The organism is Corynebacterium sp., from assembly GCF_022712195.1.
In the GTDB taxonomy this organism is placed as follows: Bacteria; Actinomycetota; Actinomycetes; order Mycobacteriales; family Mycobacteriaceae; genus Corynebacterium.
This window is the reverse complement of record NZ_JALAGY010000007.1, coordinates 25,085-39,498: the sequence shown is the minus strand read 5'-3', so window position 1 is coordinate 39,498 and position 14,414 is coordinate 25,085. Positions and strand designations below refer to the sequence as shown.

Below are 14,414 nucleotides of genomic sequence, written 5' to 3'. Positions count from 1 at the left end.
CCGGGGCTACCCCTGGTGAAGGGGGATCGTCCCACCGGGGATGGAGTCCAGCAGCCGGCGCGTGTACGCCTGCTCCGGACGGTCGAAGAGGTCGTCGGTCTCGCCGCGCTCCACGATCCTGCCGTGCTGCATCACCAGCGTCTCGTCGGCGATCTGCTTTACCACCGCAAGGTCGTGGGTGATGAAGAGGTAGGTCAGCCCCATGTCACGCTGCAGCTGGTTCAGCAGGTCCAGCACCTGCGACTGCACCAGGACGTCGAGGGCGCTCACCGCCTCGTCGAGGATCAGCGCCTCCGGCCCCAGTGCCATGGCACGGGCGATCGCCACGCGCTGGCGCTGCCCGCCGGAGAGTTCCCCGGGGAAGCGCGACATCATGGACTGCGGCATCGCCACGAGGTCCAGCAGTTCGCGGACCCGGCTCTCGCGTTCCTTCTTCGTCCCGACACCGTGGATCTTCAGCGGTTCGGCGATGGTGTTGAACACCGAGTACATCGGGTCCACCGAACCGTAGGGGTTCTGGAAGACCGGCTGGACGCGGCGGCGGAAGGCGAGCTCCTCCTTCTTGTCCAGGCCGGTGACGTCCGTGCCGTCGAAGGTGACGGTGCCCGAGGTGGGCTTCAGCAGCCCCAGCACCATCTGGGCGACGGTGGACTTGCCGGAGCCGGACTCGCCGACCAGCGCCAGTGTCCGTCCCCGACGCAGGAAGAAGTTGATGTCGTCGGCGGCGGTGAAGTCCTCCTTCCGCCAGGGCTTGTCGCCGGGCACCTTGAAGACCTTGGTCAGGTTCTCGACGGTGATCAGCGGTGCCTCGTCCGCCGTGCCCGCCGTGCCCGCCGTGCCCGCCGTGCCCGCCGTGCCCGCCGTGCCCGCCGTGTCAGCGGCGTCGCTGCTCTCCGTCACCTGCACGTCGCTGCGTCGGGCCCCGATCGACGGGGCTGCGGCGACGAGCTTGCGGGTGTAGGGGTGGTGCGGGTCCTGGAGGATCTCGAGTGCGGGGCCGGACTCCACGACATGGCCCTGGCTCATCACCACGATCCGGTCGGCGCGTTCGGCGGCCAGTCCCAGGTCGTGGGTGATGAGCAGTACGGCCGTGCCGAGCTCCTCGGTGAGGCTCTGCAGGTGGTCGAGGATCTGCCGTTGCACGGTCACGTCCAGCGCCGAGGTCGGTTCGTCGGCGATGAGCAGGTCGGGGCGTGCCGCCAGTCCGCAGGCGATCAGGGCGCGTTGGCGCATGCCGCCGGAGAACTGGTGGGGGTACTGGCTGATCCTGCGGTCGGCGTCCGGCAGCCCGGCCTCGCCGAGGAGCTCCACCGCCCGGGTGTGGGCGGCGGACCCGGTGGCGATGCCGTTGGCCTTCAGAGCCTCCTTGAGGTGGTGGCCGACCGACCACACGGGGTTGAGGTTGCTCATCGGGTCCTGCGGGACGAGGCCGATGCTGTCGCCGCGCAGTTCGGTGAACCGTTTCGGGGAGGCGTGGGTGATCTCCTCTCCCTTGAAGGTGATGGTGCCGTCGGTGACGTGGCCGTCGCCGGGGAGCAGGCCCATGACGCTCATGGCGGTGGTGGACTTTCCGGAGCCCGACTCTCCGACGACGGCGACGGTCTCGCCGGGCCAGATGTCCAGGTCGACACCGAAGACGGTGGGGGAGGGGTCCTTCCGCGTGCCGAAGGCGATGTCGACGCCGCGCATGGACAGCAGTGGTTGGTCGCTCATCGTGTGCGCTCCTTCGGGTCGAGGGCGTCCTTGAGGGTGTCGCCCAACAGGATGAAGCCCAGGACGGTGACCGCCAGGGCACCGGCCGGGTAGAACAGGATCTCCGGGGAGAGCCGCAGGACGTCCTGCGCGGCGGAGATGTCGTTGCCCCAGGACACGGTGTCCGGCGGAAGGCCGACGCCGAGGTACGACAGGGTCGCCTCGGCGACGATGTAGATGCCGAGGTTGGTGGTCATCATGACGATGATCGGGGCCAGGCAGTTCGGCAGGACGTGCCGGACGAGGATGCCGCCCCGGCTCAGGCCGAGGGCGCGCGAGGCCTGCACGTACTCGTTGTTCTTCGCCTGGAGGACGGCCCCGCGGACCATGCGGGCCATCTGCGGCCAGCCGAAGGCGGAGAGCACCAGGACGACCGTCCACACGTTGCGGACGTCGAAGAGCTGCATCAGCACGATGGCGGCGAGCAGCAGCGGGACGGCGAAGAAGATGTCTGTCAGCCGCGACAGGACGGCGTCGGCCCACCCGCCGAGGTAGCCGGCGAGTGAGCCGATGACCACACCGAGGACGGCGACGACGAGGGTGGTCACCAGGCCGGTGACCACGGACGCCCGGGCGCCGTAGACGGTGCGTGCGAAGACGTCGTAGCCCTGCTGGGTGAAGCCGAAGGGGTGGCCGTCGCGTGCGGGTTCGAGGGAGTCCTCCAGGGCGGCGGCGGTGGGGTCGGTCGAGGTGAACAGCCCGGGGAAGACGGTGACGAGCAGGACGGCGAGGATGATCACCGTCGAGATCCAGAACATGGGGCGGCGGCGGAGGTTCCGCCAGGCCGTGCCCCAGAATCCGGCGGGGGCGTCCTCGGGGAGGAGCTGGTCGCGGGTCAGGACGTCCTCGGTGACGACGTCGGTGACCCAGCGCTGGTTACGGGGGTGTGTGTCAGGCATATCGGATCCTCGGGTCGAGCAGGGCGTAGAGCAGGTCGATGATGAGGTTGGCCACCACGAAGACCACCACGAGGATCGTGACGACGCTGACCACGGTGGGGGCCTCGCCGATGCTGACGGACTGGAAGATCAGCCCGCCGACCCCGTTGATGTTGAAGATGCCCTCGGTGACGATCGCGCCGCCCATGAGTACGGCGAGGTCGGCGCCGAGGAAGGTGACGACCGGGACCAGGGAGTTGCGCAGGACGTGGTCGCGGACCACGACGCCGCGGGAGAGTCCGCGGGCCGAGGCGGTGCGCACGAAGTCGGCGCGCAGGTTCTGCGCGACCTCCGACCGGGTGAGCCGCAGGACGTAGGCGAAGGAGACCATGCCGAGCACGACGGCGGGGAGCAGCAGCTTGCTGAAGGAGCCGTCGGAGCCGACGGTCGGTGAGACCAGTCCCCACTGGATGCCGAACAGGAACTGCCCGACGAAGCCGATGACGAACGTCGGCACCGCGATGATGAACAGGGAGACCACGAGCAGGGTCGAGTCGAACCAGGAACCCTTGCGCAGGCCGGCGACGAGGCCGAAGACGATGCCCATCACCGCCTCGATCACCAGGGCCATCAGCGCCAGCCGGACGGTGATCGGGAAGGTCTCGGCGAGCACCTCGGTGACCGCACGTCCGGAGAAGGTGGTGCCCATGTCACCGGTGAAGAAGCCGCCGAGGAAGAGCAGGTACTGGACGATGAAGGGCTTGTCCAGGTTGTAGTCCGCGCGGATCTGGTCGAGGACGGCCGGTTCGGCGGCCTTGTCGCCGGCCAGGGCGAGGACGGGGTCTCCCGGCATGAGGAAGACCATGGCGTAGATGAGGAACGTCGCCCCGAAGAAGACGGGGATGAGCTGGAGGAGTCGTTTACCGAGGTACCACCACACGGTCACTCACCGTCCTTCGTGATCTCGGTGTAGACCGGCATACCCTGCCAGTTGGTCTGCACCCCGTGCAGGTCAGGGTTCCAGGCCGTGGTCGCGGCGTAGTACCACAACGGGATCTGCGGCAGGTCCTCCATCAGCACGGCCTGCGCCCGGTCGTAGAAGGGCTGGGCGGCCCCGGAGTCCGGTGCGGCGGACGCCTTGGCGAGCAGGTCGTCGAACCTCGGGTTGGAGTAGTCGCCGTCGTTCGAGCCGCCGCCGGTGCGGTAGTTCGAGACGAGGAAGGACGAGATGGACGGGTAGTCGGCGTTCCAGCCGGAGCGGAAGGCGGAGCCCACGGTGCGGTTCACGATGGCGTCGCGTTGTGCCTGGAAGGTGGGGTAGGCCTTGCCGGAGGCCCGGATGCCCAGCACCTGGCGGATGCTGTTGGTCACGCCCTCGACCCACTGCTGGTGGCCGCCGTCGGCGTTGTAGGCGATCTGGAAGGTGTCCCCGCTGTAGGGGCGGATCCGGTTGGCCCGCTCCCAGAGTTCGCGGGCCTTCTCCGGCTGGAAGGTCAGGACCTCCTTGCCGGGGACGTCGGCGATGCCGCCCTCGAGGGTCGGGGCGCCGAAGTCCTCGGCGACCTCCCGGCCGCCGAAGAAGAGCTTGTCGATGATGAGTTCCCGGTCGATCGCCATGGAGATCGCCGCGCGGCGCAGCCGGCCCTCCTCGTCCGTCTGGAATCCGGGGAGGTTCTCGGGGATGGTGAAGTTCTGGATGGCGGCGTAGGGGGCGTCGTCGTTGCTGTCGGGGAAGTCGAGCCGGTAGGTGGGCATCGCCCGGGGGCCGACGTTCTCACGCATGTGGTCCAGCCCGCCGGACTGCAGGTCGGCGTAGGCGGTGGCGACGTCGGAGTAGTGCTTGAAGGCGATCCCGGGGTTCTTCGCCTTGTCCTCGCCGGCGTAGTCCGGGTTGGCCTTCAGGGTGATCGACACGTTGTGCTGCCAGGCGTCGTCCCCGTCGAGCATGTAGGGGCCGTTGCCGATCGGGTGGTTGGCGAAGGCGTCGATGTCGTCGAAGGCGACCTGCGGCAGCGGGGAGAAGGCGTAGTACCCCAGCTGGGTGGGGAAGGACGCGTCCGGCGCGGACAGGTCGACGGTGAACTCCCGGTCGTTGATCTCGGTGAGCCCGGACATCTCGGACGCGGTGGCGTCCTCCCCGGCGACGTCGTCGTAGCCCTCGATGGCGGAGAAGAAGTCTGCGCCCAGTTGGGCGTTGGCGGAGGTCGCGCCGAAGTTCCAGGCGTCGATGAAGCTGGCGGAGGTCACGGGTTCCCCGTTGGTGAAGGTCCAGCCCTCCTTCAGGGTGACGTGGAAGCTGGACGAGTCGCTGTTCGGCTCGATCTCCTCCGCCACGGCGTTGTAGGGTTCGCCCTCCGGGGTGTAGCCGACCAGCCCGGTGTACATGGCGCGGAGGACCTCACCGCCCTGGATCTCGTTGGTGTTGGTGGTGAGCAGCGGATTCTGTGGTTCGCCGCCGAAGAACGTGATGTAGTCGGACGGGATGTCGTCCCGGTCCGGTACACACGCCGTCGCGGAGAGCAGCAGGGCGATCCCGGTGAGGGCCGCCGCCACTGCCCGACGTGGTCGGATTCTCATGGAAGGCACTTTCGTGAGGTGTACAGGAAACGTCGAAAATGCAAAGTTTAGTGAACCTCCCGTGTCTCGCATGGTGAAACGTGAAACCCCGTCACTTTCCCGCGCAGGGGGCGCGTGGAGATTGCCGGACGCGGGGGCTAGACTCTGCAGGCCATGCGACCCGACTTGTCCGACTACACCCATTTCTCCGCGGGAAAGGTCCGCGAGATCTACGAGATCGACGAGGACACCCTGCTCATGGTGGCCACCGACCGGATCTCCGCCTTCGACTTCGTGCTGGAGACCCCGATCCCGGACAAGGGACGGGTGCTCACCGCCATGAGCGACTTCTTCTTCGGACGCATCGACTTCCCGAACCACCTGGCCGGCCCCGCCGACGACGGGCGGATCCCGCAGAAGTCCCTGGGCCGTGCGCAGGTATGCCGCAAGCTGGACATGCTGCCCTTCGAGTGCGTGGTGCGTGGCTACCTCACCGGTTCCGGCCTCGCGGAGTACCGGGAGAACGGGGCGGTGTGCGGTGTCCCGCTGCCGGACGGCCTGACCGAGTCGTCGAAGCTGCCGGAACCGATCTTCACCCCCGCCACCAAGGCCGAGATCGGCGACCACGACGAGAACGTCTCCTTCGACGTGGTCGTCGACCGGCTCGGCCGGGAGCGGGCCGAGGAGCTGCGTGAGGCGTCGATCGCGATCTACACCCAGGCCGCGGGGATCGCCGCGGAGCACGGCATCATCCTGGCCGACACCAAGTTCGAGTTCGGGCTGGACCGTGACGGCAACCTGGTTCTCGGAGACGAGGTGCTGACCCCCGACTCGTCGCGCTACTGGCCGGCGGACTCCTACGAGGAGGGGAAGGTCCAGCCCAGTTTCGACAAGCAGTACGTGCGCAACTGGCTGACCGGTCCGAAGTCCGGGTGGGACCGCAGTGAGGGGACCCCGCCGCCGGAGCTCCCGGGCCCGGTCGTGGAGGCGACCCGCGAGCGGTACGTCGACGCCTACGAGCGGATCTCGGGTCGTCGTTTCGCCGACTGGATCGGCACCTGCACTGACCGCTGACGGGGCACGCTACGATCGTGACCCATGGATCCCAACCCGCCGGTAGCGAAGAAGAAGCCCGTCACCCGTAGTTTCCACGGGCGTGATGTCGTCGACGACTACGAGTGGCTGCGCGACAAGGACAACTCCGAGGTCCTCGCCCACCTCACCGCGGAGAACGCGTACACCGACGCCAGGACCGCCCACCTCAAGCCGTTGGAGGACGCGGTCTTCAACGAGGTGAAGTCGAGGATCCGGGAGACCGACCTGTCGGTGCCGGTACGGTCGGGGCAGTGGTGGTACTTCTCCCGTACGGAGGAGGGGAAGAGCTACCCCACGATGTGCCGGATCCCCGTCGATGAGGCGGACCCCTGGACCCCGCCGGAGATCGTTCCCGGCGAGCCGGCTGCGCGTGAGCAGGTCATGCTGGACTGCAACGTCCTGGCGGAGGGGGAGGAGTTCTTCAGCCTGGGGGCGGCGAGCGTCACCGTGGACGGCACCCTGCTGGCGTACTCGACCGACACCGTCGGCGACGAGCGTTTCACCCTGCGGATCAGGGACCTGTCCAACGGTGTGCTGCTGGACGACGTCCTGGAGGACGTCGCCTACGGCGCGACGTGGGTCGGCGACGACTACCTCTTCTACCAGCGGGTGGACGACGCCTGGCGTCCCCACGAGGTCTGGCGGCACCGGGTGGGGACCCCGGTGAGCGCGGACGTCTGCGTGTTCCGTGAGGAGGACGAGGCCTACTGGACCGGGGTGGGTGTGACGCGCTCGGAGCGTTTCCTGCTGGTGTCGACAGCGTCGAAGACGACGTCGGAGACCTGGTACCTCGACGTGTCGGAGGAGACGGGGGACCCGGAGGGTGAGCTGACCTGCGTCCGCCCCCGGGAGAAGGACGTGCAGTACGACGTCGACCACGTGGTGGTCGGCGGTGCGGACGAGTGGATCGTGGTGCGCGAGGAACTGGACGGACTGCCCAACGGTGAGGTCGGCCACTGCCCCGTGGGGACGGTCGGCAGTTTCACGGACGACTCCTACCGGGTGCTCGTCCCGCACCGGGACGACGTCCGGGTGGAGGGGGTGGACTGCTTCTCCGACCACATCGTGCTGGCCACCCGGGAGAACGCGATCGAGCAGCTGGCGGTCATGGACGTCTCCGACGCGGCCGGCGGGTGGGGACGGTTCGAGCCGGTGGAGTTCGACGAGGAGCTCTACTCGGCGGGGACCGTGGGTAACTCGGAGTGGGAGTCGCCGGTGCTGCGCGTCAGCTACACCAGCTACGTCACTCCGGCGCAGGTGTGGGAGATCGACCTGCGTACCGGGGAACGGCTGCTGCGTCGTGAGCAGACGGTGCTCGGTGACTTCGACCGTTCGCGCTACACCGCGTCCCGGCGGTGGGTCAGTGCGTCCGACGGTGCCCGGATCCCGGTGTCCCTGGTCCACCGTGCTGACGTCGACCCGCTGGCGGACGGCACGGTGCACCCGGTGCTGCTGTACGGCTACGGTTCGTACGAGGCCTGCATGGACCCGTACTTCTCGGTGTTCCGCCTGTCGATGCTCGACCGCGGTGTGGTGTTCGCGGTGGCCCATGTCCGTGGTGGCGGCGAGATGGGCCGCAACTGGTACGAGCAGGGCAGGATGTTGCAGAAGACGAACACCTTCACCGACTTCATCGCCGTGGCTGACGATCTGATCGCCGCGGGGATCACGTCGCCGGAGAGGATGGTGGCTGAGGGCGGTTCCGCCGGTGGGCTGTTGATGGGTGCGGTGGCGAACATGGCGCCGGACCGGTTCGCGGGGATCGAGGCGGTGGTTCCCTTCGTTGATCCGCTGACCAGCATCCTGATGCCGGAGCTGCCGTTGACGGTCACGGAGTGGGAGGAGTGGGGCGACCCGTACCACGACCCGGAGGTGTACGACTACATGGCGGGCTACTCGCCGTACGAGAACGTGTCTGCGCAGGCGTACCCGCCGATCCTGGCGATCAGCGGTCTCAACGACACCCGGGTGCTCTACGTGGAGCCGACGAAGTGGATCGCGAAGCTCAGGGAGGTGGCCGGTGATGTCGAGGGTGCGGGCGACTTCCTGTTGAAGACGGACATGACCTCCGGCCACGGGGGTGTGTCCGGACGCTACGAGAAGTGGCGACAGTCCGCGTTTGAGACGGCCTGGGAGCTGGACCGTATGGGGGCCACGGAACTGCTCTAGTCTCCGGGCCGTCGGGGCCGTGCCGCGCCGTGCTGCGCCGAGGCGCCAGGCGGTGCGGGGTGCGACCGGGGGTGGACATCACCCCTGAACGGGAAGTAAACCCAGTTCACCTGCGCTTTCCCGCTTTGTGAGAGGGGGTGTCCAGGCGTAGGTTTCTGGACCATGACAAACGAACACCGTCCCGAGGCGACCGGCACAGCACACGGTGCCGGCGCAGGGAAGAACACGAAGCCGAAAGACAAGTCTCACTGGCTGTACCTCAGCGTCCTCGTCGCGGTGGTTGCCGGAATCGTCGTCGGGTTGATCGCCCCCGGCGTAGGGGAGGGGCTCAAGCCTCTCGGGACGATGTTCGTGAGCCTCATCAAGATGGTCATCCCGCCGATCATCTTCTGCACCATCGTCATCGGCATCGGACATGTCCGCGAAGCGGCCACCGTGGGCAAGGCCGGTGGCATCGCCCTCATCTACTTCCTGCTGATGTCGACCCTCGCGCTGGGGATCGGGCTCGTCGTCGGCAACTTCATCCAGCCAGGTGAGGGTCTTGGTCTTGCCGCTGGTGAAGGTCATGTGGATGCTGACGCGGAGTCCGCCGGAGGGTTCTTCGGCTTCATCCAGAACATCATTCCGGACACGATCGTCTCTGCGTTCACCGACCCCGAACAGGCTGTCCTGCAGACACTGTTCGTGGCGCTGCTCGTCGGTTTCGCACTGCAGTCGATGCCGAACAAGATCGCCGGCCCCTGCCTGTACGGTATCGAGCTGGCGCAGAAGGTCGTGTTCAAGGTCATGTCCATGATCCTCTGGGTTGCTCCGGTAGGGGCTTTCGGAGCCATGGCCTTTGTCGTCGGTGGTACGGGTGTGGATGCCATCTGGCAGCTGATGACCCTGATGGTCGGCTTCTACGTCACGTGCGTCCTCTTCATCGTGCTTGTCCTGGGCACGATCCTCCGTGCATCGACAGGGTTGAGCATCTTCAAGGTGCTGCGCTACCTCGGGCGGGAGTACCTGCTCATCGTCGGAACCTCGTCCTCGGAGTCCGCTCTGCCGCAGCTCATGCAGAAGATGGAGTTCGCCGGAGTCGACAAGGCGACCGTGGGCATCGTGGTTCCCACCGGGTACTCCTTCAACCTGGACGGTACGGCGATCTACCTCACCATGGCGTCGATCTTCATCGCCGATGCGATGAACATCTCCATGGGCCTCGGTGAGCAGGTCGGACTGCTCGTCTTCATGATCATCGCCTCCAAGGGTGCGGCGGGCGTCTCCGGGGCCGGTATCGCTGCTCTGGCCGCGGGGCTGCAGGCCCACCGTCCGGAGATGCTCGGTGGGGTCGACGTGATCGTCGGCATCGACCGGTTCATGTCCGAGGCCCGGTCGCTGACCAACTTCACCGGGAACGCCGTGGCGACCCTCCTCGTCGGCAAGTGGACGAAGTCGCTCGACATCGACCAGGCGAACGCGGTCCTGGACCGCGAGAAGATCTTCGAGTACACCACTGACGACGAGATCGTTGAGCCTGTCGGTGCCTCGCCCCAGCCCGCAGACCAGAAACCCAGTACGGAACGCTGGCAGCCCTGAGACCGTCGGTTCGCGATGTCCGTGCCACCCGGTATGGTTGTGCCTTGTTCCCCACCTACCGCTAGCAGCAAGGAAACAAGAGGAAACTCGTGGCACGTGTCGTAGTCAATGTCATGCCCAAGGCCGAGATCCTGGACCCCCAGGGACAGGCGGTCGTCCGTGCGCTGGGGCGCATCGGCGTCTCCGGGGTCAAGGATGTCCGTCAGGGCAAGCGGTTCGAGCTGGAGGTCGATGACTCCGTCTCCGCCGAGGATCTCGAGCGCGTCGCGTCGACGTTGCTCGCCAACACCGTGATCGAGGACTACGAGGTCGTGTCCGCGGAGATCACCGGAGCCGCCGGGGTCGCCGAGTGAGCGCGCGCATCGGTGTCATCACCTTCCCCGGGACGTTGGACGACGTCGACGCCGCACGCGCCGTGCGCATCGCCGGCGCCGAGGCCGTGGAGCTGTGGCACGCGGACGCCGACCTGAAGGACGTCGACGCCGTCGTCGTCCCCGGCGGCTTCTCCTACGGCGACTACCTGCGGTCCGGGGCCATCGCCGCCCAGGCGCCGGTGGTGCGCTCCGTGGTGGAGCGTGCGGGTGCCGGCATGCCGGTCCTCGGCATCTGCAACGGTTTCCAGATCCTCACCGAGTCGGGCCTGCTGCCCGGTGCGCTGACCCGCAACAAGGGGCTCCACTTCCACTGCACCGACGCGGTGCTGGAGGTCGTGAACGCGGACACCGCCTGGACCCGCACCCTGCAGTCCGGCCAGAAGATCCTCATCCCCTCGAAGCACGGTGAGGGTCGTTTCCAGGCGTCCGCCGACACCGTCGCCGAGCTCGAGGCGGAGGGACGGGTCGTCTTCCGCTACACCGACAACTACAACGGGTCGGTCAACGACATCGCCGGGATCAGCTCCGCCGACGGCCGGGTGGTGGGTCTGATGCCGCACCCGGAGCACGCCGTGGAGACCCTGACCAGCCCGTCGCTGGACGGCCTGGAGATGTTCCTGTCCGCCGTCGGCACCGTAGCAGCCTGAGGAGATACGAGAAATGACTGACGAGAACTCCGTGACCGTCGTGAACGACACCGTCGCCCACGCGGCCGCCACCCCGGAGCTGGACCAGCCCTGGGCCGAACTCGGCCTGAAGCCCGACGAGTACCAGCGCATCCGGGACATCCTCGGCCGCCGCCCCACCGACGCCGAACTGGCGATGTACTCGGTGATGTGGTCCGAGCACTGCTCCTACAAGTCCTCCAAGGTGCACCTGCGTTACTTCGGGGAGACCACCACGGACGAGATGAAGTCCAAGATGCTCGCCGGTATCGGTGAGAACGCCGGTGTCATCGACATCGGGGACGGCAACGCCGTCACCTTCAAGGTGGAGTCCCACAACCACCCGTCCTACGTCGAGCCCTACCAGGGTGCGGCCACCGGTGTCGGCGGCATCGTCCGCGACATCATGGCCATGGGAGCCCGCCCGGTCGCGGTGATGGACCAGCTGCGTTTCGGTGCGGCGGACGCCCCGGACACCCAGCGCGTGCTGCCCGGCGTGGTCGCCGGCGTCGGCGGGTACGGCAACAGCCTCGGCCTGCCGAACCTCGGCGGAGAGACCGTCTTCGACGCCTCCTACGCAGGTAACCCGCTGGTCAACGCCCTGTGTGTCGGTACGCTCAAGAGTGACGACCTCAAGCTCGCCTTCGCCTCCGGCGTGGGCAACCGGGTGATCCTCTTCGGTTCCCGGACCGGTCTGGACGGCATCGGCGGCGTCTCCGTCCTGGCGTCCGACACCTTCGAGGAAGGCGCCGAGCGCAAGCTCCCCGCCGTCCAGGTCGGTGACCCCTTCGCCGAGAAGGTGCTCATCGAGTGCTGCCTGGACCTGTACAACGCCGGCGTGGTCGTCGGCATCCAGGACCTCGGCGGTGCGGGCCTGTCCTGCGCCACCGCCGAGCTCGCCGCCGCCGGTGACGGCGGTATGCACGTCAACCTGGACAAGGTCCACCTGCGTGCCGAGGGCATGACCGCCGCGGAGATCCTCTCCTCGGAGTCCCAGGAACGCATGATGGCCGTGGTCACCCCGGACAACGTCGACGCGTTCATGGCCATCTGCGAGAAGTGGGAGGTCATCGCCTCCGACCTCGGCGAGGTCACCGACGGTGACCACCTGGTCATCGAGCACCGCGGTGAGGTCGTCGTCGACGCCGACGCCGCCACCATGGCCGACGAGGGCCCGGTGTACGAGCGCCCCGTCGCCCGTCCGGAGGACCAGGACGCCCTCAACGCCGACCCGGCCCTGGCGCGACCGGCCTCCGTCGAGGAGATCCGTCAGACGGTGCTCGACCTCGCGGCCTCGCCGGCGCTGTGCTCGCGTGCCTTCATCACCGAACAGTACGACCGCTACGTCCGCGGGAACACCGTCCTGGCCAAGGACGCCGACGCCGGTGTCCTGCGTATCGACGAGGAGACCGGCCGCGGCATCGCCGTGTCCACCGACGCCTCCGGCCGGTACACGAAGCTCGACCCGAACACCGGTGCACGCCTGGCGCTCGCTGAGGCGTACCGCAATGTGTCGGTGACCGGGGCCACCCCGGTGGCCGTGTCGAACTGCCTGAACTTCGGTTCCCCGGAAGACCCCGGTGTCATGTGGCAGTTCCGTGAGGCCGTCCACGGTCTCGCCGACGGCTGCGCCGAGCTGGCGGTGCCCGTCACCGGTGGAAACGTGAGCTTCTACAACCAGACCGGTGCCGAGGCCATTCTGCCGACCCCGGTGATCGCCGTGCTCGGCACCATCGACGACGTCGCCACGCGTATCCCCACCCGCCCGGAGGACGGGGACCACGTGCTCCTGCTCGCCGGTGCGGAGACCGCCGACGAGCTCGGCGGGTCGATCTGGCAGCAGGTTGCGCACTCCACCCTGGCGGGAATGCCCCCGGCAGTGAACCTCACGGCCGAGCAGAAGCTCGGTGAGGCGCTCGCGCGGCTGCGCGGTACCGTCGCTTCCGCCCACGACCTGTCCGAGGGCGGTCTCTCCCAGGCGGTCGTGGAGTACGCCGTGCAGTCCGGCGCATCGGTCTCGGTCGACCCGGTGGCGGGACTCGCCGCCACCGCGACCACCGGCGAGGCCGTCGCCGACGTGTTCACGGCACTGTTCTCCGAGACCGCCACGCGCGTGCTCGTCGCCGTCGACGCCGCCGAGGTGGAGAGGGCGGAGGCGGTCTTCGCCGAGCACGGCGTGCCGGTGAACCGTATCGGTGAGAGCGTCTCGGGCCGCGGCTCCGCCGAGGCGCAGATCGCCGTGACCACCGACGGGGCCGGGTTCACCGTGCCGGTCGCCGACGCGAAGAAGGCGTGGGAGGGCACGCTGCCCTCGCTGTTCAGCCACGCGGTCGGGGCGAACTCCGTCGTGGAGTAGACCGACCGGGCACGGCCCGTTGTGGGGAGATTTCCTCACAACGGGCCGTTCTGCGTCTGAGCTGTTGATAAGCTTCCTCTGACTTCAATGGTGGGTGCCCGTGCGGTGCCCGACGTTTCTCGAGGGAAGACATCTCATGGCGCACTATGACATCTACCGGTCCCTGGGACTGGACAGGAGCACTCCCACAGCGGAGCTGGACCGGCAGCTGGCCGACAGGTTGGCAGCGGTACCGCAGGACGACACCGCCGCCGTCGACGAGCTGACCACCGCCCGGGCGGTGCTCGGCGACGACACCCGCCGGTCACTCTACGACCAGCGGCTCGACGACCCGACGGCACCGGAGATCGACGTGGCCTCGCTGAAGGACCTCGCCGCTCTCGAGGTCGGCGGGCAGCCGGGTCAGGCCGGGGCCTTCGTCCGTACAGCTGGCAGCAGGGCGACGGACGCGGGCAGGAAGGTCCAGAACTCCTTCAGGCAGTCCAGGGGGCTCGCCATCGGCATCACCGCCGCGGTGACTGCGGTGGTGGTGCTGCTGGTCGGCTGGGGGCTCGGTGCGCTGAGCGGGTCGAAGTCCCAGGACTTCTCCTCGCCGATCAAGGTCGTCAACGAGATGCTCGAGCAGGACAGTGCAGACGACCTGCGGAGCTGGCTGCAGGACAACACTGTCCACGAGACCCGCGACGACGTCCTGTCCTCCATGAACGTCAGCGACTCCGGCTCATCATCGTTCAGCGGCTTGGACTCCCACTTCGACGGGTCCGGTCTCGAGGCCACGACGGGCCTGTCAGTCGGCCAACTGGCGATCTCCGCCGGAGAATCTGTCAAGGACATGGTGGAGGACGCCGAGGAAGAAGGCATCAGCAAGGAGGAGGCTGAGTCGATCGTGGTCATCGGCATCCAGGACGACACCGACAACTACAAGGGGATCGTGACCCTGGTGAAACGGGACGGGGACTACCGCATCACCGACATCTCCCGGTACTAGACC

11 protein-coding genes are annotated in these 14,414 nt (G+C 67.8%); 7 read left to right on the top strand and 4 right to left on the bottom strand.

The window, feature by feature from the left end:
* Nucleotides 1–6: 6 nt before the first annotated feature.
* From Q0A34_RS01080 to Q0A34_RS01065, 4 genes are read right to left on the bottom strand one after another with little or no spacing between them, the layout of a single operon-like run.
* The gene (locus Q0A34_RS01080) at nt 7–1,713 is read right to left on the bottom strand and encodes an ABC transporter ATP-binding protein (RefSeq protein ID WP_291477627.1); all 1,707 of its coding nucleotides are present in this window, start codon (nt 1,711–1,713) and stop codon (nt 7–9) included.
* Nucleotides 1,710–2,651: an ABC transporter permease gene (locus tag Q0A34_RS01075; protein WP_291477626.1), complete on the bottom strand. Its 942-nt coding sequence runs from the start codon at nt 2,649–2,651 to the stop codon at nt 1,710–1,712. The genes Q0A34_RS01080 and Q0A34_RS01075 overlap by 4 nt, the downstream gene beginning before the upstream one ends.
* Nucleotides 2,644–3,570 (bottom strand): ABC transporter permease, encoded by a 927-nt coding sequence (locus tag Q0A34_RS01070; protein WP_291477659.1) that lies wholly within the window; start codon nt 3,568–3,570, stop codon nt 2,644–2,646. The genes Q0A34_RS01075 and Q0A34_RS01070 overlap by 8 nt, the downstream gene beginning before the upstream one ends.
* A 2-nt stretch (nt 3,571–3,572) precedes the next feature.
* Nucleotides 3,573–5,207, bottom strand: coding sequence for an ABC transporter substrate-binding protein (locus tag Q0A34_RS01065; protein WP_291477625.1), 1,635 nt, complete (start codon nt 5,205–5,207; stop codon nt 3,573–3,575).
* Between the two features lie 153 nt (nt 5,208–5,360).
* On the opposite strand from Q0A34_RS01065, the gene Q0A34_RS01060 reads away from it, so the two are divergent.
* The 7 genes from Q0A34_RS01060 to Q0A34_RS01030 all read left to right on the top strand — a co-directional run bounded on the left by Q0A34_RS01060 (nt 5,361) and on the right by Q0A34_RS01030 (nt 14,411).
* The gene (locus Q0A34_RS01060; RefSeq protein ID WP_291477624.1) at nt 5,361–6,260 is read left to right on the top strand and encodes a phosphoribosylaminoimidazolesuccinocarboxamide synthase; all 900 of its coding nucleotides are present in this window, start codon (nt 5,361–5,363) and stop codon (nt 6,258–6,260) included.
* A 24-nt stretch (nt 6,261–6,284) separates the two neighbouring features.
* Nucleotides 6,285–8,450: a S9 family peptidase gene (locus tag Q0A34_RS01055; RefSeq protein ID WP_291477623.1), complete on the top strand. Its 2,166-nt coding sequence runs from the start codon at nt 6,285–6,287 to the stop codon at nt 8,448–8,450.
* Between the two features lie 162 nt (nt 8,451–8,612).
* Entirely contained in the window at nt 8,613–10,028 is a 1,416-nt protein-coding gene (locus tag Q0A34_RS01050) for a cation:dicarboxylase symporter family transporter (RefSeq protein WP_291477621.1), read from the top strand.
* An 89-nt stretch (nt 10,029–10,117) separates the two neighbouring features.
* The gene (gene purS, locus Q0A34_RS01045) at nt 10,118–10,381 is read left to right on the top strand and encodes a phosphoribosylformylglycinamidine synthase subunit PurS (protein WP_291477619.1); all 264 of its coding nucleotides are present in this window, start codon (nt 10,118–10,120) and stop codon (nt 10,379–10,381) included.
* A complete protein-coding gene (purQ, locus tag Q0A34_RS01040) occupies nt 10,378–11,049 on the top strand; it encodes a phosphoribosylformylglycinamidine synthase subunit PurQ (protein ID WP_291477617.1) in 672 nt (223 codons plus the stop codon). The genes purS and purQ overlap by 4 nt, the downstream gene beginning before the upstream one ends.
* 13 nt (nt 11,050–11,062) lie before the next feature.
* Nucleotides 11,063–13,423 (top strand): phosphoribosylformylglycinamidine synthase subunit PurL, encoded by a 2,361-nt coding sequence (gene purL, locus Q0A34_RS01035; protein WP_291477615.1) that lies wholly within the window; start codon nt 11,063–11,065, stop codon nt 13,421–13,423.
* Between the two features lie 136 nt (nt 13,424–13,559).
* Nucleotides 13,560–14,411, top strand: a complete 852-nt coding sequence (locus tag Q0A34_RS01030) for a hypothetical protein (RefSeq protein ID WP_291477613.1) — start codon at nt 13,560–13,562, stop codon at nt 14,409–14,411.
* Nucleotides 14,412–14,414 lie beyond the last annotated feature (3 nt).

Coding starts and splice junctions, on each gene's coding strand:
- Q0A34_RS01080 (WP_291477627.1), bottom strand. CDS start 1,713: ATGAGCGACCAACCACTGCTGTCCATGCGCGGCGTCGACATCGCCTTC.
- Q0A34_RS01075 (WP_291477626.1), bottom strand. CDS start 2,651: ATGCCTGACACACACCCCCGTAACCAGCGCTGGGTCACCGACGTCGTC.
- Q0A34_RS01065 (WP_291477625.1), bottom strand. CDS start 5,207: ATGAGAATCCGACCACGTCGGGCAGTGGCGGCGGCCCTCACCGGGATC.
- Q0A34_RS01060 (WP_291477624.1), top strand. CDS start 5,361: ATGCGACCCGACTTGTCCGACTACACCCATTTCTCCGCGGGAAAGGTC.
- Q0A34_RS01055 (WP_291477623.1), top strand. CDS start 6,285: ATGGATCCCAACCCGCCGGTAGCGAAGAAGAAGCCCGTCACCCGTAGT.
- Q0A34_RS01050 (WP_291477621.1), top strand. CDS start 8,613: ATGACAAACGAACACCGTCCCGAGGCGACCGGCACAGCACACGGTGCC.
- purL (WP_291477615.1), top strand. CDS start 11,063: ATGACTGACGAGAACTCCGTGACCGTCGTGAACGACACCGTCGCCCAC.
- Q0A34_RS01030 (WP_291477613.1), top strand. CDS start 13,560: ATGGCGCACTATGACATCTACCGGTCCCTGGGACTGGACAGGAGCACT.